The organism is Arcobacter roscoffensis (genome assembly GCF_024267655.1).
Classification (GTDB): domain Bacteria; phylum Campylobacterota; class Campylobacteria; order Campylobacterales; family Arcobacteraceae; genus Arcobacter_B; species Arcobacter_B roscoffensis.
In genome coordinates, this window is record NZ_CP100595.1 from 2,078,335 (window position 1) to 2,100,319 (window position 21,985).

The 21,985-nt window shown below is 29.4% G+C and carries 17 protein-coding genes; 2 read left to right on the plus strand and 15 right to left on the minus strand.

The features are described 5' to 3' along the window. From NJU99_RS09830 to NJU99_RS09850, 5 genes are all read right to left on the minus strand, one after another. Complete coding sequence (locus tag NJU99_RS09830; RefSeq protein ID WP_254575745.1) at positions 1-303, minus strand: hypothetical protein; 303 nt, start codon at positions 301-303, stop codon at positions 1-3. Positions 304-305: 2 nt separating this feature from the next. After that, positions 306-701 (minus strand): ectoine synthase, encoded by a 396-nt coding sequence (locus NJU99_RS09835; RefSeq protein ID WP_254575746.1) that lies wholly within the window; start codon positions 699-701, stop codon positions 306-308. A gap of 1 nt (position 702) precedes the next feature. Continuing rightward, positions 703-1,983: a diaminobutyrate--2-oxoglutarate transaminase gene (gene ectB, locus NJU99_RS09840; RefSeq protein ID WP_254575747.1), complete on the minus strand. Its 1,281-nt coding sequence runs from the start codon at positions 1,981-1,983 to the stop codon at positions 703-705. A 47-nt stretch (positions 1,984-2,030) separates the two neighbouring features. Further along, positions 2,031-2,519: a diaminobutyrate acetyltransferase gene (gene ectA, locus NJU99_RS09845; protein WP_254575748.1), complete on the minus strand. Its 489-nt coding sequence runs from the start codon at positions 2,517-2,519 to the stop codon at positions 2,031-2,033. A 265-nt stretch (positions 2,520-2,784) separates the two neighbouring features. Further along, a complete protein-coding gene (locus NJU99_RS09850; RefSeq protein WP_254575749.1) occupies positions 2,785-4,626 on the minus strand; it encodes a GGDEF domain-containing protein in 1,842 nt (613 codons plus the stop codon). A 207-nt stretch (positions 4,627-4,833) separates the two neighbouring features. Between NJU99_RS09850 and NJU99_RS09855 the strand changes: the two genes are divergently transcribed. Together NJU99_RS09855 and NJU99_RS09860 are read left to right on the plus strand one after the other, a co-directional pair. Beyond that, the gene (locus tag NJU99_RS09855; protein ID WP_254575750.1) at positions 4,834-6,975 is read left to right on the plus strand and encodes a DctP family TRAP transporter solute-binding subunit; all 2,142 of its coding nucleotides are present in this window, start codon (positions 4,834-4,836) and stop codon (positions 6,973-6,975) included. Between the two features lie 3 nt (positions 6,976-6,978). Next, on the plus strand, positions 6,979-9,249 hold the full coding sequence (locus tag NJU99_RS09860) for a bifunctional diguanylate cyclase/phosphodiesterase (RefSeq protein WP_254575751.1): 2,271 nt from the start codon (positions 6,979-6,981) through the stop codon (positions 9,247-9,249). Here the strand turns inward: NJU99_RS09860 and NJU99_RS09865 are convergent, their stop codons facing one another. The 10 genes from NJU99_RS09865 to NJU99_RS09910 form a co-directional block, all read right to left on the minus strand. Next, positions 9,250-9,891 carry a GntR family transcriptional regulator gene (locus tag NJU99_RS09865; RefSeq protein ID WP_254575752.1) on the minus strand — a complete coding sequence of 214 codons (642 nt, stop codon included), beginning with the start codon at positions 9,889-9,891 and terminating at the stop codon, positions 9,250-9,252. Positions 9,892-9,953: 62 nt separating this feature from the next. Continuing rightward, complete coding sequence (locus NJU99_RS09870) at positions 9,954-10,382, minus strand: winged helix-turn-helix domain-containing protein (RefSeq protein ID WP_254575753.1); 429 nt, start codon at positions 10,380-10,382, stop codon at positions 9,954-9,956. Between the two features lie 18 nt (positions 10,383-10,400). After that, positions 10,401-12,638 (minus strand): FdhF/YdeP family oxidoreductase, encoded by a 2,238-nt coding sequence (locus NJU99_RS09875; RefSeq protein WP_254575754.1) that lies wholly within the window; start codon positions 12,636-12,638, stop codon positions 10,401-10,403. Position 12,639: 1 nt separating this feature from the next. After that, positions 12,640-15,054, minus strand: coding sequence for a DUF3726 domain-containing protein (locus NJU99_RS09880; protein WP_254575755.1), 2,415 nt, complete (start codon positions 15,052-15,054; stop codon positions 12,640-12,642). 51 nt (positions 15,055-15,105) lie between these two features. Then, complete coding sequence (locus tag NJU99_RS09885) at positions 15,106-16,665, minus strand: BCCT family transporter (protein ID WP_254575756.1); 1,560 nt, start codon at positions 16,663-16,665, stop codon at positions 15,106-15,108. A 58-nt stretch (positions 16,666-16,723) separates the two neighbouring features. Further along, positions 16,724-17,713, minus strand: coding sequence for a membrane dipeptidase (locus NJU99_RS09890; protein WP_254575757.1), 990 nt, complete (start codon positions 17,711-17,713; stop codon positions 16,724-16,726). Between the two features lie 8 nt (positions 17,714-17,721). Beyond that, entirely contained in the window at positions 17,722-19,170 is a 1,449-nt protein-coding gene (locus NJU99_RS09895; RefSeq protein ID WP_254575758.1) for an aldehyde dehydrogenase family protein, read from the minus strand. 31 nt (positions 19,171-19,201) lie between these two features. Further along, positions 19,202-19,588 carry a RidA family protein gene (locus NJU99_RS09900; RefSeq protein WP_254575759.1) on the minus strand — a complete coding sequence of 129 codons (387 nt, stop codon included), beginning with the start codon at positions 19,586-19,588 and terminating at the stop codon, positions 19,202-19,204. A 315-nt stretch (positions 19,589-19,903) separates the two neighbouring features. Beyond that, the gene (locus NJU99_RS09905; RefSeq protein WP_254575760.1) at positions 19,904-21,046 is read right to left on the minus strand and encodes an OprD family outer membrane porin; all 1,143 of its coding nucleotides are present in this window, start codon (positions 21,044-21,046) and stop codon (positions 19,904-19,906) included. A gap of 224 nt (positions 21,047-21,270) precedes the next feature. Beyond that, complete coding sequence (locus tag NJU99_RS09910) at positions 21,271-21,915, minus strand: GntR family transcriptional regulator (RefSeq protein WP_254575761.1); 645 nt, start codon at positions 21,913-21,915, stop codon at positions 21,271-21,273. Between the last annotated feature and the right edge of the window lie 70 nt (positions 21,916-21,985).

The window sequence follows — 21,985 nt, forward strand, 5'->3', positions numbered from 1 at the left end:
TTATAAATAAATCCTTTTTTTATTGTTTTCATCAAAAGTCAAAGTTAAAACTTCCCTATCTAATAAAAGTGACTCTAGGGTTTTAACATCAATAAAAGACTCTTTTTTAAAATAATCCTTTATTTCTTTAAATGCATCATCAATATTAGAGTCCTCTGAAAACTCTAGTATTAATGAATTGTCACTTAAAATAACTTTTTGATTTTGAACTCTACATTTTTTAAAACTACTGATAAATTTAAAAAAAAGAAGCTTAGATTCTCTTGGTATATTTAAATAGTTTTTTATGTATATAAAGTTCATGATTAATCCTCTAAAGGATATACTCCATTTTCATCATGGTGCTCTGTTCCTTTAATTGGAGGATTAAATACACAAATAAGTCTCATGTCTTCACTTCCTCCATAAAGGTTATGGTCATCATGATTATTTAAAGCATACATTACACCATCATAAATTTCATGAACTTCACCAGTTGCTAAATCTTCAATTTTTCCATTTCCAGCTACACAATATACAGCTTCTAAGTGATTTTGGTAATGAATATGTGTTTTAGTATTTGCTTTGATGATTGTTTCATGGAAAGAAAATCCCATCCCCTCATCTTTTAAAAGCATTCTTCTACTAATCCACTGTCCACCCTCAGCGTGAACTTCTCTATCTGTTCCCATTACATCTTTTTTTATATCTTTTACTATCATTTTAGAACTCTCCTGATAACTTTTCTTTTTTATCAGCCATTAGTCTACTAACAGCTTTTTCAAATCTTTTTAGACCTTCAACTAAAGTCTCTTCATCAATGATTAATGGTGGTAAGAACTTAACAATTTGGTCTTCACTACCACAAGTTTCAACAATCAATTTTTCTTCAAATGCATAAGATGAAAGTTCCCCTGCAATTGAGATGTCACCTTTAATATCAAAGGCACAAGCTAAACCTCTACCTCTTACTTCTACTTCTAATTCATCTTTGAATTTATCAGCAATTTTTTGAAGCTCTTCTTTTATAATTTTTTCTTTATATTTAACAGCATTTGTTAAATCATCATTTTGCCAATATTGTTCAATTGCAACTTTTGCAGCAACGAAGGCTAAGTTGTTTCCTCTAAATGTACCTGTATGCTCACCTGGCTTCCATTGGTCTAAATCTGGTTTTAGTAATACAACTGCCATTGGTAAACCACCACCAATTGATTTTGACATAGTTACAATATCTGGATTAATACCAGCAAATTCAAATGAGAAAAACTCTCCACTTCTACCATTACCAACTTGAATATCATCAATAATTAATAAAATATCATACTCTCTACAAATTGATTCAAGTTCTTGTAACCACTCTTTAGAAGCGATATTAATTCCACCCTCACCTTGAATAGTCTCAACAATAACAGCTGCTGGAATATCTACACCACTACTACTATCTTCTAAGAATTTTCTAAAGTAAGCCATAGTATTCATATCACCAAAGTAACCATCAAATGGCATAAATGTTGCATTTGTTCTACTAATATAACTCTCATCTCTATAGTCATTATTACCTGTAACAGAAGCTGAACCTTGAGTTAAACCATGGAAACCATTTGTAAATGAAACAACATTTGATCTTCCCTTTACAAGTCTTGCAAGTTTAAGTGCAGTTTCAACAGCGTTTGTTCCAGTTGGTCCTGTAAACTGAACTTTATAGTCTAAGTTTCTTGGAACTAAAATAGTATCTTGGAATGTTTGTAAAAAATCTTTCTTAGCACTTGTAGCCATATCAAGACCATGAACAACACCATCTTTTTGGATATATTCAATTAATGCTTTACTGATGTGATCATTATTGTGTCCATAGTTTAGTGTTCCAGCTCCTGCAAAGAAGTCAATAAAGTCCTCACCTTGTTCATTTGTTAATATAGCACCCTTTGATGTTTCAAATATCGTTGGGAAACTTCTAATATAACCTCTAACTTCAGACTCTAAATTTTCAAAAATTCTCATTTTATTCTTTTCCTTAATTTTGTTTGTTTTATTGTTTATAGTTCTAATTATTTTTTAAATGGTCCTATCTTATATAGAACCTCTTCTTCATGTTGATGTTCAAAATCTTCTGCTACAAAGAATTCAAAACTTTCCATTTTTGTATCGAAATGTTTCGCAACTTTTTCAAAAACTCTAATTGAAGCATTATTACTAGGAGATACAGTTGTATGTAAATAATTAATACCTAACTCTTCTCTATTAATAATCTCCATAATTAGTCTTCTTGCAAGATCATTTCCTCTAAAATTATCATCAACAGCTACCTGCCAAATAAATAAAGTATCAGCTTCGTTTGGAATCATATATCCTGAAACAAAACCAATTACCTTATCTTCATAAGTAGCAACTGAACATAAATCTTGAAAGTGTGTTGATTGTAAAAGATATAAATATTCAGAATTTACATCCAATACCTTTGTACTCTCCACAAGTTTATGAATTTTCTTACCATCTTCTTTTCTTGGTTTTCTCAATATTATGTTACTTTTTTCCAAAAGTTATTCCTTTCAAACTTTATGATTGGAATATATTTACACATTTTGTGTAAACTTTTTACATAAAGTATGTCAAAATTATATAGAAGTATTCTTAAAAAGTTCTTAACTTATATTAATTTAATGATATTAATTTGTAAATTTATGTAATAAAAATATTTAATTTGAAGTTTTTTTGTGTATTTTTTTTGAAGTTTTTGTGTTAGATTATTAATTACAAAGCCTGTATATTAGGCTTTGTAGTATTTAAATAAGTATATATATTCTAGAAGCTTTCACCTATGTCTTCATCTTTTAGAAGCTCTTGTGAAAATTTTACAACTTTATTTCTTCCCGTTTGTTTTGCCTCATAAAGACACATATCTGCAAATTTGATACATTTCCAGATACTATCACTATCAGTTGGGAACATAGAGCATCCAACACTAAGTGTTTTAGAAAAGCTCTCACCATTTGCAGTGATTTTTTCTTTTGAAAAGGCAATTCTTATATTTTCTGCTATTTTTAGTACATGACTTTCTTCACAATTATATAAAAGAACCAAAAACTCTTCTCCACCATATCTAATTGCAATATCTGACTTTCTAATATTTGTTTTGATTACCCCAGATACTATTCTAATAGCATCATCTCCAATATCATGACCGTAAGTATCATTTATCATTTTAAAGTAATCTATATCTATCATTAAAACAGCATAACTTATTTTTGCTCTAGCTGCTTGTGGAATAGATACATCTACAAACTCATCTAAGAATTTTCTATTGTACATACCTGTAAGCTGATCTACTCTTGCCATTAGATTTAACATTTGCATCAGTTTTTTACTTACTATTGCAGGTCTTGCAGTAGTTACATAATCTTCAATATCACTAGTAAGTTCCCTTACTCTTATAGTCTCTTCTTTTGATTTTGTTACTATTGTTAAAACTAAAGTTAGTTCATTTGAAATAGTATAAGGAATACATATATACTCTTCCCCATCTTTATCATTATATAAAGAACAAGACTTTGCAAAAATACTTGAGTCTACATTTGCATGTGTTCTATTTGCTCTACACTCACCTTCAAGTATTCTACAATGACAATCATTTTTACTATAAACTATTTTTTTGCTTTTCGAGTTATTATCGATCTCAGTTAAAGTAAAATCATCAAGTTTGAAATTATATTCTAGAACATATGCAAGTCTATTATATATATCTTCAAGCTCTTTATCATTTTCAATTGTCTGCTTAAACTTATATATATCTGATAATCTATCAATAGTATTATTTACATTTTTTAAAGGATCACTCTCTTTTACATAGTTTTTATTTTTGATAAAAACATATACTTTTCTATCTAACTCTTCAAGTGTATGTTGAAGTTTTTCTAGAAGAGTATTTAATAAATCAGATACATTTTTACTCTCAGGATTACTATAAGTTTGTACTCTTTGTGAATAATCGCCTCTATAGGCTGCTCTCATAACATCTTGAATTGAATAAAAAATACTAACATATGGTTTAATAAATCTATTTATCAAAAGAAAAATCAAACTAATAAGAATTAAAGTTAAGATGACATTGTACATCAAGGTTTTAAAACTACTTGTTCTAACATCAGTAATATCCATAACCATACTAACTGTTCCTAAAACCTCTCCCTCTTTGGCATTATGACAGTTCATGCAATTTGGATTGCCAAAAGCTGATGCTTCAAAAGGAATTGTAACTCTCATTAGACTTTTTTGTGCTGTTTCGGTTACTTTTGTTATTTCTTTTCCATTTTTTAAAACATCTCTGTCAATCTTATCTCTTGGTATTTCATTATTAAAGCCCTCGCCATACTGCTTTATAACAGTTGGTGACCTTGATAACCAAAGCTGATTTATATTTTCAGCTTGCTCTATTTGCTGTAGAAAAAACTCCCTTTCTTTCATCATACCATTTACCATATGTGCAGTAAGACCTGATTTAATTACTTCTGCTGTTAAGTGTGCTTTTTTTTCTGCTGATTTAAGTCCATAATCTCTAAAGTTATAAAGTGTACTTATACTCATTGCAATAAAAAAAGAAACCAGTAATACAATAAGTGAAATTATCACTTTTTGCTTTGAATTCATTTAATACCCCTATTACTATTAATAATTTGTATAAAATCATATCTAAATTAAATTTTTATGTAAAATAACTAAAAATACTCCTAAAATAAAGATTTTCTTTTAATTTATAATAATATGTTCTAATTTTTATTTTATTTATAATTTTTATATGTTTATTATAATAAGTGTTATATTATAAGAATAAACTATATTAAGGTAGCCTGTATCATGAAGCAAAAATATTACCTATTAAGTCTCTTAGCTATATTTACTCTAATAATATATATAGCATTCACTCCTGTTGTAAAAAATACGAATCAAACCAAAAAAGATACATCTGCTCAAATAAAAGAAGATACCTATAATCTAAGATTTGGTCATAATATCCCAACTTCTAGTATTTTACATAAAGCCTCAATTTTATATGCTAAAAAAGTTGAAGAGAAAACAAAGGGAAAGGTTAAAATAGAGGTTTATCCTGCTCAAAAACTAGGGAATGACCATCAAATGGTAGAGATGGCAAGAGAAGGAGAACTTGATATTATTTTAACTCCTACTGCTAAATTAAGTCTTGCTATGCCATCTATGCAGTATGCTGATTTACCATTTTATTTTCCTAAAAAAGAGGATTTATATACACTTCTAGATGGAAAACCTGGGCAAATATTACTTGAAAACCTTACAAAAATAGACTTAATAGGTGTGACTTTTTGGGAAAATGGATTTAAACACTTTACAGCAAATAGTAAACTTGAAACACTAGAAGATTTTAAAGATAAAAAATTTAGAATTATGAAAAGTAAACTTATAAAAGATCAATTTAATGTCCTTGAAGCAAGAGCTATTCCTATTGATTTTCACTCAACTAAAAAAGCTTTAGAAAATGGAATTGTTGATGGGCAAGAAAACCCACTTATTGCAATCACGAGCATGGGCTTTCATGAAGTTCAATCACATATAACTATAAGTAATCATGCATATTTAGGTTATGTATTTTCAATCAGTGGAAAAGTCTTTAAAACTCTTCCAAGTGATATTCAGGATATTTTAATAAATACAGCAAAAGAAATAACAAAATATGAAAGGCAAGAAACTGCAAAAAAAGAGAAAGAATTATTAAAAATAATTGAAAATGCTAAGCTTAATATTCATATCTTAGAAGATGAAGAAAAAGAAAGAATTGCAAATAAGATGCAAAATATTCCAAAATCTTATGAAGAGATTATTGGTTCAGATATTATCTCTAAAACAGAAGAATATCTAATAGAAAAATATCAAAATAGTGATGAATATGTATACTTAGGTTTAGATGCAGATTTATCTATGGGTGCAAAAGTATCTGGATTAGCTATAAAAAGAGGAATTCAACTTGCAATAGAAGATATAAATAATCAAGGTGGTCTTTTAGGTAAAAAAGTATTATTAATAGCAAGAGATCATAGTGCAAGGGCTCATAAGAGTTTAAATAATATAGAGTATTTTAATAAAAAAGAAAACCTTATTGGATTAATAGGAGGTCTTCATAGTGCAGTTATTTCAAGTAATTTTGAGCAAATAGAAAAGTCAGATATACCTTTTATTATACCTTGGGCAGCAGCACCAGTTCTTACAGAAAAGACTTCAAATAATATCTTTAGAGTATCTGCTAATGACAAGTATGCTTCTGCATTTATATTAGAAGAAGCCCTCAAAAAATTTGATAAGCCTGCTATTTTAGTAGAAAACTCTATATGGGGAAGAAGTAGCTTAGAAGTTATGAAAAAGATATTAGAAAAAGAATCAAAAGCTTTTTCTAAAGTTATTAAATTTAATAGAGGAGAAAAAGACTTTTTAGATGAAATAAATAAAATCAATAAAGCAAATGCAAATGGTATTATCATGGTTTCAAATCCTATTGAGGGATCAAAGATTGTTGATGCAGTTTTTGAAACTACAAAACTACCTATTATTTCCCATTGGGGAATTTTAGGTGGGGATTTTTTTGATAAACAAAAATCCAAATTAGAAGAAATCGATTTACAATTTATTCAAAGTTTTTCATTTATAAATAATCAAAGAAAAGAAGCAAAAGATTTAGCCACAAAATATATGAATAAATATAATGTAAAAACTATAGACAAAATAAAAGCCCCAGCAGGTGTAGCACAGGCCTATGATGCCACTATGTTATTAGCAAAAGCCATAGAAAGTGCTAAAAGTTTTGAAAAACAAAACATAAAAAATGCATTAGAGAGTATAAAAGTGTATAATGGAATAATAAAAGACTACAAAAATGTATTTACAAAAAACAATCATGATGCACTAGAGAAAAAAGACTTTTTTATGGCTAAATTTAATGAAGATGGACTTATTTTAAAAGTAGGAAAATAATAAATGATTATATCAAGTATCTTAAAACCATTTAACAAAAGTATTAAAAATAGAGTTGTACTTCAAGTCTCAGGACTTATTGCAACAGCTATTATACTTATGATTACAATGGTTAGTTTTATGATGGTAAATAATATTAATACTGAACTTAATAAACTACTAAAAAATAAAACCCTTGATTCTCAAAAAAGATTAGAACAAAGACTATCTTACTTAATTGAAAGTTCAATAATTTTATCAAAAAATGAACTTATTATAAACTCACTAATTGATAAACAAACAAAAGAAAAAGTTCTTAATATTTTAGTTAAAAACTATATGCAAGACAAAAGTGTAGTATCTTTAAGTGTAGTTGATTTTGATGGTAATGCAATATTTAAAAGCCTTAAAAAGATACCAAAATATAATAGTTCTACAAAGTTAAGAGCAACTCTAGCTTTAGGAGAGATAACTACATACATAAAGAATGACACAAATAATATTGTAGTGATTGTTCCTATTTCTTACTATAATACAACACAGGGTGCTTTAATAACTGTATTTGATTTAAATGCAATTGGGAAAAATATTACACTTAAAAACAATACCTATGACTATTTAAAACTAAAACACTTAGATAATATGATTTTTTCCTACAATTATCAAGATGATACAAAATACTATAGTTATGTTACAAAATCTCATAATAATAATTATTATATAAAAAAGTTAGGAATTGACGTTGAGCTTGGAACACAAAGTTCTAAGTATGAAGAACCAATAAAAGAAGCTCTTATCAGACTTATAAGTATTGGTATATTATTTATTCTAGCAGGACTTTTAATATCACAAGTGCTTGCAAAGGAGATAACAGAACCTATTTTAAGACTATATCACAAAGTTAAGTCTTCAAACAAAGATACACTTTGTAGTCCAATAGGTACAAATGATGAACTAGAACAACTTGCACAGGCCTTTGATGAGAAGTCTTTAAAACTTCAGTATCAAGTAGAACATGATAGTCTTACAGACCTTCCAAATAGGGTTTTGCTACTTGATAGAATAAATCAAGCAATTAAACACTCAAATAATATCAATAAAAAACTTGTGATATTTTTTATTGACTTAGACCACTTTAAAGAAATAAATGATTCCCTAGGACATACAACAGGAGATGAACTTCTAAAAAAAGTATCTATTATTTTAACTAATATTACAAAAGAACATACTAATACAGTAGCAAGATTAGGAGGTGATGAGTTTGTAGTTTTTGTTGAAAATATTTCTACAAATGAACAAATTATAGATATAGCTCAAAATATTATGGACTCATTTTCTTTATCCAAAATCATAAATGGCTATGAACTATTTATCTCATGTAGTATAGGTGTAAGTGTATTTCCAGAAGATGGAAAAACAACAGAAGCCTTAATAAAAAATGCTGATGCTGCTATGTATAAGGCAAAAGAACTTGGAAGAAACAACTATCAATTTTATTCAAAAGAAATGACAAAAAAAGCTATGGAGAGAGTTGAGATAGAAAAAGAACTTAGAAATGCTATTCAAAATGAAGAGTTTGAAGTACATTTTCAACCACAGATTAGTATAAAAAATGAATCCATCATAGGAGTTGAAGCTTTAGTTAGATGGATGCATCCACAAAAAGGTATGATCTCTCCTATTAAATTTATTCCACTTGCAGAAGAAATAGGAGTAATTGAATCCATTGATAAAATTGTAATGAAAAAAGCAATGAAAAGTTTTGTTGAGATAAAACAAAAAGGCTTTGATTTAGGGACTTTGTCTTTAAATGTCTCAATGCTTCAAATAAATAAAGACAATAACTTTATAAAAGACCTAAAACAAATCATAGAAGACACGAAAATAGATACCACTAAGATTATAATAGAAATAACAGAAACACAAGTAATGAAAGATATTAATAAAACGATTAAAATCCTAGAAGAGATTAGAAGTTTAGGAATGAAAATAGCAATAGATGATTTTGGAACAGGTCAATCTTCTCTTTCTTATCTAAAAAAACTTCCAATAAATAAAATAAAAATAGACCAATCTTTTATTAGAGATTTACCACAAGATAAAGATGACTATGAACTAACAAAAGCAATCATAGCTATAGCAAAAAGTATGAATATGAATTTAATAGCTGAGGGAGTTGAAACAAAAGAGCAAGCAGAACTTCTTCTAGAAGAAGGCTGCTTTGAAGCTCAAGGGTATTACTATTATAAGCCTTTAGGAATAAAAGCCTTAAAACAAGTTATTGGATTAAGCTAATTATATTAAATTTTTTCTTGTGAAAAGTTCTAAGTAATCAATTAAGTCATCAACTGCTAATTGTGCTTTTTCCTTGTCTTGTTCTAAAACTTTTTCAAGTATATACTTATGTAATTCTTGACCTTTTTTATGATCTTCTTTTTTAGCATAAAAGTACCAAAATCTATGAGATAAACCTTGTACTTTTCTTAGTTCATCAAAAATAAACTGATTTTTTGTACACTTTGCAAGTACTTTATTTCTTTTTTTTAGCCAATATAAAAACTCGATATCATCTTTTTGAGCTAAAATATCTAGCAGTTCTTGTATGGCTTTTTTATCAATTTCAGTTAATCTATCAATAGCTTTTTCTATACATAATTTTAAAATAGCTCTTCTTACTTCTAGTATTTGGAGATGTGTAGAACCACTTATTTCAGGTATTAAAACCCCTATTCTTGAAACATTTACTAATGACTCATTTGCTAACATTCTTAAAGCTTCACGAACAGGAGTTCTTCCTGCACCAATCATTTCTGATATTTCTGATTCTGTTAGTACAGTACCTGGTTCTATTTCACAAAAAACAATAAGGTCTTCAAGCTTTTCATAAACTTGTTCTGTCATTGTTTTATTTTTATCTCGTTTTAATTTCTTTTTCATGTAGCTACCTAAAATATAGATTTGTTTTTCTATTATACATAAATATATTTTAAATATATTAACTACACATTTATATCGTCAATTAGTCTATATCCAATACCTTTTAAGTTCTTTAAAATACAAGGAGGTATCTTTTTCTTAAAGTTTTTTACAAAGCCTTTTACTGCATTTTCACTAGCAAACTCACCATTCCAAATAAACCAATTCATTTGCTCATATGTAACAATCTTATTTTTGATTAATAACTTGAAAAAAGTCAACTCTCTTTTTGTTAAAAAAAAAGTCTTATTAGGACTTATAACTGCACTATTTTCTTCATCTAAAATCCAATCATCACATATATGCTTTAATTCAAACTTTTTAAACTCTTTACAAAACCAATCTATTATTTTTTGGTTTTCTAGGTTTAAAGGTATTTTTATATTTACAATATTTTCTTCATCGTTTTTGTTAAACTCTATTCCGTTATTTATAAGATTAGACTTATTCATAATAAACTCTTCTTTTTATTAAACTTTATGTAATGTAATATCAATAAACTTATATGAAGGAGTAAAACTTTTATTATCAAAATGATTTATAGAAACCAAAGGTGTAGCCTCAGGGAAATAAGCTGCTGAACATCCCTCTTTTATATCATAAGCTACTATTTCAAATCCATAAAGTTCTCTTTTTATATTATCTTTAGCATGAGATTGAATATTTACTAAATCGCCATTTTTAAAGCCTAATCTAGCTATATCTTTTTCATTTAAAAAGATGATTTTTCTTTTGTTTTTTATCCCTCTATATCTATCATTTGTATCATATACAGTTGTATTAAACTGATCATGAGACCTCATCGTCATTAAAATAAGATGTTCATCTTCTATTTTTAAATCAGGTGTTTTATTTACAATAAAATTTGCTTTTTTTGTACTTGTTTCCCAAACTCTATTTTTAGCACTATTATATAACTCTAAGCTATCTTTATTTTCCATAACTTCATTGTATGAAGTAAATAAAGGCAGTACTTCTTCAATTTTTTCTCTAATCTTATTATAATCTGTAATCAAATCTAAAAAATCAACTTTTTCATTTCCAAAAGTTGCATTTGCTATTCCTGCAATTATTGCAGGTTCTGATTTTAAATCTCGTGAAGCTGGAATATTACTACCTTTTGACGCATGAACCATACTCATAGAGTCTTCTACAGTTACACTTTGCACTCCATTTTGTTGTATATCTAACTCTGTTCTTCCAAGACAAGGTAAAATTAAAGCTTCTTTTCCACATACTAAATGACTTTTATTTAAATGTGTAGAAATATGAACAGTTAAAGCACAAGATTCTAAAGCTTCATAAGTTACTTTCGTATCAGGAGCTGCATCTGCAAAATTTCCACCAAGTCCTATAAATACTTTATTTTTTTCTTTATGCATAGCTTTTATTGCATGAACAACATCATAACCATGACTTCTAGGACTTACAATATCAAATACACTATCAATCTTTTTTAGGAAATCCTCTTTAGGTGCTTCACTAATTCCTACAGTTCTATCACCTTGAACATTACTATGACCTCTAACAGGACAAGCACCAGCACCTTCTTTTCCAATATTACCTTTTATAAGTAATAAATTCATAACTTCTTCAATAGTTGCAACGCCATGTTGATGTTGAGTTAAACCCATAGCCCAACAACAAATAGTTTTTTTAGAACTTGCGTAAAGTTTAGCAATTTCAATAATCTCTTCTTCTTGAAGCGATGTTTCTTCAACTAAACTTTTCCAGTCTTTTTGTAGTATTTCATTTTTATACTCATCAAAACCTGCTGTATGCTCATTTATAAAATCTTTATCCAAAGAAGCTTCATCATTTTCTAAAATGTACTTGATAATAGCTTGAATCAAAGCCATATCACTACCCATTTTTACTTGATAATAATGACTTGAAATTGGAGTTGCTTTATTTGTTAGCATTTGTCCTACATCTTGAGGATGAGTAAAAGATACTAAACCAGACTCTTTTAAAGGATTGATAGATATTATCTTCGCACCTCTTTTATTTGCTTTTTGTAATTCACTTAACATTCTAGGATGGTTTGTTCCTGGGTTTTGCCCAAAAATCATGATTAACTCAGCTTTATCAAAATCTTCTAAAGATACAGTACCTTTTCCAATTCCAACAGACTCACCCATTCCTACACCAGAACTTTCATGACACATATTTGAGCAATCAGGGAAGTTATTAGTTCCTAACATTCTTCCCATAAGTTGATATAAAAATGCAGCTTCATTTGATGTTCTTCCTGATGTATAAAATATTGCATCATCAGGATTATTTAAAGCTTGTAAATGTTTTGCAACTATTTCAAAAGCACTATCCCAAGAAATAGGCTCATATTTATCTTTTTGCTTATTATAATAAAAAGGTTCAGTTAATCGACCTTGATTTGTAATAGTATATACGTCATACTCATTTAATTGGGATACTGTTTTCTCTTCAAAAAGCTCTTTTGAAGCTCTTCTTTTTGTTGTTTCAAAAGCAATTGCTTTTACACCATTTTCACAAAACTCTGTTATTGAACGTTCACCATCACTTGGATCAGGCCAAGCACAGCCAGGACAATCAAAACCTTTTACTTGGTTAAGACTAAAAAGAGTTTTTGAACCTTTAAAAAATCCTTCTCTCATCAAAAACTTACCAGAGGAAATAAGAGCACCCCATCCTCCAGCAGTTTTTACATTTAAATGTTGATTTTCCATTTTAACTCTCTACTACCCCACCGGCATCGTTTCTTGAGCTTTCACTAGACTCAACATAAATTGCTTTTGCTACTTCTTTAAGAGCATTCCAATCCTCTAAATTAATCACAAGACCATTTTCAGAAGCATCGTTAAATGCTTTTTTCAATTGTTTTGAGCTGATTAATTCTGAACTATCACATTTAGTCTTTATATCTTTAGTACTGATTTCAATAAACAGTGTTCTTTTATTAAAACCGTTACTTGAAGAAATACAAACCTCTGGAAATTCTTCATTTGCACCAATTAAGTAAGAAATACTTTTATCATTAGATGAATTATCCCATGAGAATCTAGCACTTAGACCTTTTTTAGCAATTCTAAGAGCCTGAGGGAATACTAACCATCTATTATGACAGTTTTTAATCTCCAATGTTACGGTATCATTATTTGGTATAAATTCTAAAGCATATGCTATTAAAATTTGAATATGTCCTAAAATAGTATCATTATTTAAATCTACTATAATATGAGAATCTTCTGAGCTAATATTTAATGCTGTCTTATTACTATCTTTTAAAAATTTTAAAGCATTTGCGTAATGTTTTACACCGTCTAATCCAACCATTTCAGTATCTACAACCATTTTAGAGATTATGTCAGCTTCACCTGAATCTCTTTTTAATCCATTAAAAGCATTACTACACATAGTTCTTAACTCTGTTCTTGAAACAGATATTTTTCCCTCTTCGATATTTAATCTATCATCTTTACTTTTTGGAATTTGTGGGAATAACCACTCACCATTATGAATTTCATTTGCTAAAGGTGCACTTTGGAAAAATGTAACTTGAACCCATCTATCAGATCTTGGATCAAATTTAGTAGCTCCAAACATAGCAAGTTTTGCTCTAAGTAAATCCATAGGTAGAAAATCTTCATCTAAAACATTTGCTTGAATCTCACCCATTTGACAAGCACCCATAGTCCAAACTCTTCTTACAATTGCAGAATATTGAGGGTTTTCAAGTAAATACTTAGTTACTGCCTCATCATCTTCTACATTTTCTAAGGCTGCATTTAAATTAGTAACTCTTCTTGCAATATCTAAAGGAAGCTCTAATTCATGTCCTTTATCTACATTTCTAACACCAAGTCTTGGTTCACCCTTGTCTTCTGAAACATACCAAAACCAATAGGTACTTTTTTCAGTTGAGAAGTCATAATTTAAAGCCCATGAATAATGAGATTTTATTTTCTCTTTTAAAGCTTTGATTTTTACACCTGCTAACTCTAAAGGCTGTTCATCTACCCTCATATGATTTTGATGACAATCTACAAGTTCTGGATATAATTCAATTATAGAAGAGATTAAAACTTCTTGAGCTTCATAAGAAGCATTTGTTGAACTTTCAATTAATTCTTTGAAAGTACTTCCAATTAACTTTTTAGTAGAATCTATAATTGATGGAAGTTCTATTGCCGCTTGAATATTTAGTTTTTTTTGATTTTCATTTATTGTTACCACATCTTCTAAATGAGTAATAGCTCTATTTAAATATCCAACTAATTCTTGAGCTTTTTCTTGAGTAATTTCTTCTAATGATACTTTTCCTAATGCTTGTTCTCTTTGATATAACCAATTATCAACAACTTTTGGATGTCTTATTAAATAAGGAGCCATACCTAAACCTGTTGCATTTCCTATTCCTAAAAATCTTTGAATATCTTTATCTAAAGTCACGGCTTTATCACCGCCTTTATTTTTAGCAATATAATTAGCCCAATCTAAAGAAAACTGTCTTAAGATATATACAGCGCACATCTCTGCACTAAAAGATTGAGAAAAATCAGGGTTACTTTCTAGTGCAACATAATCATTAATTCCAAACTTTCCACTACCATATACAGCAGTAGTTCTAAGGATGTAACCAACCTTAGCAACCTCTTCAATATTTGGTTGTTCACCTGAGGCTAAAGAATTAATTACATGATCAAACACTCTAACAGATTTATTAGCTCTTGCTAATACAAAAGCTCTATTAGTATTTCTACCTGCTTCTTGTAAAGGAACGTTACTTTTAAGTACTTCTAGTAACTTATTACTAACATCACCCTTAATTAATGTAAAAGTTGTATCCCATTTTTCTGCAATTACCCTATCATTTCTTTCTTCATCTTTAATATGATTAGAAAAAATCACTACATTGTATGTATTATTTGGTGTTTTAAGTTCATAGATAGCTGTTCCATATCCATCTTTACATAAATCCCATTTTGTATTTGTTATTGTCCAGTTTTCATTTGCCATTTTTCTTATTAATGTTCTTGTAAAACTGATTCTAGATTGGTGCATTGCACCCATTCTTTTTAAATCCATTACTACACTTGGATCTCTTAATAATGGTTTTTGTGTGTTATTAATATTTTTACTCATTTCTCTCTCCTGAAATTTTTTATAAAAAGAAGTATTAAATACTTCTTTTTACTATTTTAAACCCTGTTCATCTGCCATTTTGATAGCTATTTGTGGTGCACTCCATAGTGCTGGTAATAATACAAGTGACACTGGCACTGCTGTAATTACAATAAATGATTGTAATGCCGAGATACCACCTGATCCAATTGATATTAATATAATTGCTAATACACCCATTAAAACTCCCCAGAACATTCTTAAGTATGGACTAGGCTCAGTACTTCCACTTACAACAACACTCATTGTATATGTCATTGAATCCCCAGTAGTTACGATAAATACTGTAGTTAAAATTAAGAACAGTATTGAAGTAACCATTGGTAGTGGTAATGATTGAGTAATTGCTAATAATGATGCAGGCAAATTAAAACCTTTAAATGCTTCACTAATAACACCTGGTTGAGCAATTTCAAATGATAATCCAGCACCACCTACGATAGTAAACCAAAACATTGTAATTAGAGGTGCAAAAATACTCACTGCTAAAATTAACATTCTAATTGTTCTTCCTCTAGAAATTCTTGCAATGAAAATAGCCATTAAAGGACCATATCCTAAGAACCATCCCCAGAAGAACACTGTCCACCAACTTAACCATCCAGTATCACCTCTAAATGTTGCCATAGGAAGGAAGTTTTGAATAGCTGAACCTACACCTTGAATATATGAATCAATGATAAATGCAGTTGGTCCAAAGATTAAGATAAAAAACATTAAAGCAATTGCTAAAATAATATTCCATCTAGATAAAATCTGAATACCTTTTGTTAATCCAGTTAATGCGGAAATAGTATAGATTATAATTGCTATTATAATAATAGTCATTTGTGTTGTAAAACCATCTGCAATTCCAAATAATGCATTCAAGGCATATGAAATTTGTAACCCTAAGAAACCAATTGGCCCAATTGTTCCTGCTGCAACTGCAACAATACAAAATGCATCAACAACAGAACCTAATGGTCCATAAATAACTTTATCACCAAATACAGGATAAAGTAATGTTCTAGGTTTTAAAGGTAAACCTTTATCATAATGCAAATGAGATAATACAATTGCCGTTAATGTTCCTAATATTGCCCATGCTAAGAATCCCCAGTGCATAAATGATTGAGATAATGCATTTACAGCTTTTTGGAATAAATCAGTTTCGGCACCATATAATGGAGGAGGAGAAACAAAGTGTGCAATAGGTTCACCTGCTGCCCAAAAAACTCCACCACCTGCTAGTAATGTACACATAATTATTGCAATCCATTGGAAAGTACTCATCTCAGTTTTATCCGTATTACCAAGTACTACTGAACCAGTTCTTCCTAAAGTAAGTCCAATACCTATTAGGAAGGTTGCTAATAATAAGAATTGCCAATATGCTCCAAAAAACTTAGTTGACCAAGCGAATCCACCATTTACAACAGCACTTAATAATTTTGAATCAACTAAGGCTAAAACAACAAAGGCCATTAAAAATCCACTACTAAGAACTAAAGCCAATTTATCAACTTTATGATTGCCTTGATCTGATTCTTTTAAAGTCTCTTCTTTTTCTATAATGTCAGATATTTCCATCTTCATATCCTTTTTATGATACTTTTGATAATATCACCTAAAAGTTTTTCTTATAAGATTAACTTTTAGGTTCTAAACCGTCTTTTAAGAAGCTATACCAGTTCCCGCCAAGAATTTGATTAGCTTCTTTCTCTTTAAATCCATATTTAAGTAAACCATTGTAAATATTTTCCATTCCTAACTCATCTTTAAACCAAGATAAATCATCAGGCCATCCAGAATTTGAAGCATTACCCTCTCCATAATCCATAGCTTTTGACCATTTTCCATTTCTCATCCACTCTAAAACTTCTTGTGGTTGGTTTAAACATAAATCACTTCCTATACCTAAATGATCAACACCAACTAAATCAGCTGTTTTTGCTATCATTTCACAGAAATCATCTAAAGTACAAGCACTTCCATTTGGTAAATGAAATGGATATAAAGAAAAACCTAATAATCCACCTCTTGAAGCCAATGATTTAATAACTTCATTTGATTTATTTCTTAAAGCATCATGAGCAAAAGTAGGGTTTGCATGTGAAATACAAATAGGTCTTGATGAAATGTCAATTGCTTCAAGTGTTGAACGTTCAGCACTATGAGACATATCTACAATCATTCCAACTCTATTCATTTCCTCAATAGCTTGTTTACCAAATCTAGTAATTCCACTGTCATTTTGTTCATAACAACCTGTTGCTAATAGACTTTGATTATTATAAGTTAACTGCATAATAAGTAAACCTTGTTTTCTCATTACTTCAATTAAACCTATTTCATCATCTATTGGAGAGCAATTCTGCGCTCCAAAGAAGATACCTACTTTTCCAGTAGATTTTGCCTTATGAACATCTTCCATGTTCATTACTGGCATAATCAAATCACTATTTTGTTCAAAATACTTATTCCATTGAGCAAATCTTGTTAGAGTTTCTCTCGCCATTTCATGGTAAACAAGAGTAACATGAACAGCAGTTATTCCACTTTTTTGAAGTGAAAGGAAATAGTCTCTGTCCCATTTACAATACTGTAAACCATCAATAATAATTTGATCTTTATACATGTTAATCCTTAATAAGGTTTTTGGTATGCAGTTTTTACGATTGTATAGAATTCTCTTGCATACGAACCTTGTTCTCTTGGTCCAAAACTTGACTCTTTTCTTCCACCAAATGGTACGTGATAATCAGTTCCAGCTGTTGGAAGATTTACCATAACACAACCACTTTGAGCCTCTTTTTTGAAAATTGCTGCTGTTTTTAAACTTTGAGTAATAATTCCAGCTGTTAGTCCAAATCTAGTATCATTTGCCGTTTTAATAGCTTCGGCTAAGTCTTTTACTTTGATTACACAAGCCATTGGTGCAAAAACTTCTTCTTGGTTAACATCCCAATCATTTTTTGTATCAACAAAAAGTGTTGGACTCATGTAATAACCTTCTTTTTCCATTGATAGTTTTTCACCACCAAATGCAAGTTTTCCACCTAATTCTTTTGCTCTTTCAATCCATTTGAAGTTTGAATCAAATTGATTTTTATCAGAAACTGGTCCCATGAAGATTCCATCTTCTAAACAATGTCCAACTTTTAATTCAGCCATTCTTTTAACCATAGCTTCTACAAATTCATCATGAATATCTTCCATTACAATTAGTCTTGAAGAAGCTGTACATTTTTGACCAGTACCTGAGAAGGCACCAGCAATAGCTGCTTCAACTGCAACAGAAATATCAGCATCAGATGCAACAACAAGTGAGTTCTTACTTCCCATTTCTAATTGACATTTAACAAAATTTGCTGATGTTGCTACTGCAATTTTTCTACCTGTTTCAACTGAACCTGTAAATGAAATAGCATTAATCTCTTTTGAGTTAATTAATGTATCACCAACTGTTCCACCAGAACCTAAAACTAAGTTAAATGTACCTGCTGGAATATCTTGTCTTGAGATAATTTCAGTTAAAGCAACTGCTGATGCAGGTGTTAAGTTTGCAGGCTTCCAAATAACTGCATTTCCAAAAGCAAGTGCAGGTGCAATTTTCCATGCTGCTGTTGCTGTTGGGAAGTTCCAAGGAGATATAATTCCAACAACTCCTACAGCTTCTCTTGTAACATCAATATCAATACCTGGTCTAACAGATGCTGCATTTTCACCAATCTGTCTTAATACTTCAGCTGCATAATACTGGAAGAATTGCCCTGATCTATAAATCTCACCTTTACCCTCAGCTTTTGACTTACCCTCTTCTCTTGCTAAAAGTTCACCTAACTCTTCACATCTTTGGATTAACTCATCACCAATTGCTTGAAGTACATTTACTTTATGCTCTAAAGGAGTTTTTTCCCATGATGGCTGAGCTGTTTTTGCAGCAGTAATTGCTTCATTTACTTGCTCTACACTTGCTTGTGCAACACTTCCGATATTTTCAGAAATATCTGATGGGTTGATATTTTCTATTGTAGAAACACCTTTTTGCCACGATCCATTGATGTATAAACCTTCTTCGTAATTATAAGTCATCTATCTTCCTTTGTATTATTATTGATTTTAATTATTTGCTAGCTTGCGCATATACTACAAACTCTACAAGCATTTCTTCTCTTGCAAGTCCAGCTACTACAACTGCTGCCCTATTTGGATAAGGAGCTTCAAAATATTCAGCATATACTTTATTTACTGTAGCTAAATATTCCCTATCAGTAACATAAATTAACACTTGTAACACTTCATTTGTACTAACTCCTGCACACTCTAATGTATGAACTAGGTTCTCAAAAGTTTTTCTTGTTTGAGCTTCAATTCCGCCCTCAACTACTTTTCCTGTTTCATCAATTGGGATTTGCGCTGTATATAAAGTATTATTTGCAGTAATTGCCCACTCTAATGGTGCCTTCGAAGCAAATAATTCTGTTTTAACTGGTGTCTTTTTATTACTCATAAATTTCCTTTTCTTTTATCTGTATATCTTATATATAAATGATATAAAAAAAGTTTACTCCATGTTTACTTAATGTAAACTTAAAATATATTGTAAGTTTACATTAATATTGATTTTAATTAAAATTAGACTCTAAATCTAATAAATAAAAACTAGTTTTTATGTTTTTAAAATGAAATATTATTTTGAAATAGTTTGTAAATAGAGAATAAAAATAAAACTTAGAAGACAAAACTATCATTTAAAAATTTAGGAGAACAAATGATAATTTTGTCTTTTAAATTTATATTAATTCCTCAAAAGAGGAACTAATATTTAGAATTTATAAGATGCGTAAAGTCTTGACTGGTATTCATTACTAGCATTATCTAGCTGTCCATGTAACCATCTTAAAGAAAGGTCTTTAGATACATTATAATCAAGTATAAAATCTGTTTCTTTTGTAGTAGAACTTGTACTTGTTTTCCAACTTATATGCATAATATTTGCAGATAAGTCTTCTGTAAATTTATACCCAGCTTCTACTTTTGTTGCTTTCATATCTGCTGAGTATCTAGAGCCTGCATACCAACTCCATGTATAAATATAATCAGCTCCGTTTCCTAGATGCCAAGCATCAACTCCACCATCTTTTGAAACTTCACTGTATGAAGCAGCTAAAGATAAATCATTTATATTTGTTGAGGCTTTTAAAGCATAAGCATTTCCATCATTATTTGCTGCACCATTATCATCAGAACCATAATATTGAGCACCTAATTTAAAGGCATCAAAATCATACTCAGCATTTAAATAGTAAATACTTACATCTTTAGTATTATTAGCTACTAAATCTTTTGCTTCAACATATTGACCTACTAAACTTAAATTTTCGATTGACTTGTTAGTTGCATAAATAGAAAATACTCCATCACCTAATTTTTCAAAAGAAGGAGCACCCTCTTTTCCATCAGTTCTTCCTTGGTACTTATTTACATACATTAAAGAAATTGAAGTATCTTTTATATCTGTATTTGTTAAAGTAGCAGCTTGAAAAGATTCTTTAAAGATTCTTGAACCAGAAGAAGCTATAAGTGGTGTTGCCAAGTATTGTCTACCTACTTTTACTGTTGTATTATCCATCTTGTACTGAATATAAGCTTGAGATAAAACTGCACCACTAACATTTTGATCTGCATCATAAGCATTTGGATTTTCATCTAAATCTTCAGTGCCTACTGATGCACCTTGAAAAGTAAATCCTGAACTTAAACCATTGTAATCACCTGTAATATATGAAAGGTTTAAACCATTTGTCCAAATATTAACTGTTTTTGAATCACTACTCTCTTTTTGATAAAACTGTGATTTTAACTCACCTGATACCTTTCCATTTGAAAAGGCTTCTGATAAACTACCTGCATTTGCTGTATTAAAAATTGCTAATGTAGCTATTAAACTAAGACTTAATTTTTTCACTTTTTCTCTCCTTAAAGTTAAGTTCAAAAATTTTATCCGATGATTACTTTAAGTAAACTTAAAATATATTATAAGTTTACATTAAGTTAAAGTGTAAAAAAAGTGTAATGCCTTAAAGGATTTAGATTGAATTTTCAAGCTAATATTATCTATCGAAGCTCAGTTTTCAATAGATTTTATTGTTTTTGTAAGTTTTTAATATTTGCAGAAATATTTTTGAATTGTTAAATTGAGTTTTTTTTCACGAAGTTTTCTATATAGTCTATAATCTCATCAACATATTTTACAGCATCATCTTCATTTTCATCATATACTGCTTTTAATATCTTTTTATGTAAATCTCTAACTACAATATTATCTTCTTTTTTTGAATAGTAATACCAAAATCTTCTTGATAAACCTTGTACATTTCTAAGCTCTTCATAAATAAAAAAATTCTTTGATGCCTTTGATAAAACTTCTTGTCTTTTTTCTAGCCAGTTTAAGAATTCAGGCTCTGTTAGGTCATCTACAGAGTCTAATAACTCAGCAATATTATCTTTATCTACTTGAGTAAGTCTTTTTATGGCACATTCTACACAAGTTTTTAAAATAGGTCTTCTCATTTCTAAAAGTTGTAATTGTATTGATGAGTTCATCTCTGGAATCATAATACCTAATTTAGAAAAGTTAATTAAAAAGCGTTTTGATAATAAAAGTAGAGCTTCACGAACAGGTGTTCTTCCAGCACCTAACATATCACAAATCTCTTTTTCTGTTAAAACACTTCCTGGTTCAATCTCACAAAAGACAATCATTTGTTCTAACTGTTTATAAACTTGTTCTGTAATTGTTTGGGTTTTAGATCTTTTTATTTTTTTTACGCTCATTGTACTATAGCCTATTTTATTATTTTCATTTATATGATATGTTATTAACCAAGGCTAGTGATAAAACTAG

Excerpts from the sequence above, each read along its gene's own strand:
- NJU99_RS09830 (WP_254575745.1), bottom strand. The coding sequence starts at position 303 with ATGAACTTTATATACATAAAAAACTATTTAAATATACCAAGAGAATCT.
- NJU99_RS09835 (WP_254575746.1), bottom strand. The coding sequence starts at position 701 with ATGATAGTAAAAGATATAAAAAAAGATGTAATGGGAACAGATAGAGAA.
- ectB (WP_254575747.1), bottom strand. The coding sequence starts at position 1,983 with ATGAGAATTTTTGAAAATTTAGAGTCTGAAGTTAGAGGTTATATTAGA.
- NJU99_RS09850 (WP_254575749.1), bottom strand. The coding sequence starts at position 4,626 with ATGAATTCAAAGCAAAAAGTGATAATTTCACTTATTGTATTACTGGTT.
- NJU99_RS09855 (WP_254575750.1), top strand. The coding sequence starts at position 4,834 with ATGAAGCAAAAATATTACCTATTAAGTCTCTTAGCTATATTTACTCTA.
- NJU99_RS09860 (WP_254575751.1), top strand. The coding sequence starts at position 6,979 with ATGATTATATCAAGTATCTTAAAACCATTTAACAAAAGTATTAAAAAT.
- NJU99_RS09865 (WP_254575752.1), bottom strand. The coding sequence starts at position 9,891 with ATGAAAAAGAAATTAAAACGAGATAAAAATAAAACAATGACAGAACAA.
- NJU99_RS09870 (WP_254575753.1), bottom strand. The coding sequence starts at position 10,382 with ATGAATAAGTCTAATCTTATAAATAACGGAATAGAGTTTAACAAAAAC.
- NJU99_RS09875 (WP_254575754.1), bottom strand. The coding sequence starts at position 12,638 with ATGGAAAATCAACATTTAAATGTAAAAACTGCTGGAGGATGGGGTGCT.
- NJU99_RS09880 (WP_254575755.1), bottom strand. The coding sequence starts at position 15,054 with ATGAGTAAAAATATTAATAACACACAAAAACCATTATTAAGAGATCCA.
- NJU99_RS09885 (WP_254575756.1), bottom strand. The coding sequence starts at position 16,665 with ATGGAAATATCTGACATTATAGAAAAAGAAGAGACTTTAAAAGAATCA.
- NJU99_RS09890 (WP_254575757.1), bottom strand. The coding sequence starts at position 17,713 with ATGTATAAAGATCAAATTATTATTGATGGTTTACAGTATTGTAAATGG.
- NJU99_RS09895 (WP_254575758.1), bottom strand. The coding sequence starts at position 19,170 with ATGACTTATAATTACGAAGAAGGTTTATACATCAATGGATCGTGGCAA.
- NJU99_RS09900 (WP_254575759.1), bottom strand. The coding sequence starts at position 19,588 with ATGAGTAATAAAAAGACACCAGTTAAAACAGAATTATTTGCTTCGAAG.
- NJU99_RS09910 (WP_254575761.1), bottom strand. The coding sequence starts at position 21,915 with ATGAGCGTAAAAAAAATAAAAAGATCTAAAACCCAAACAATTACAGAA.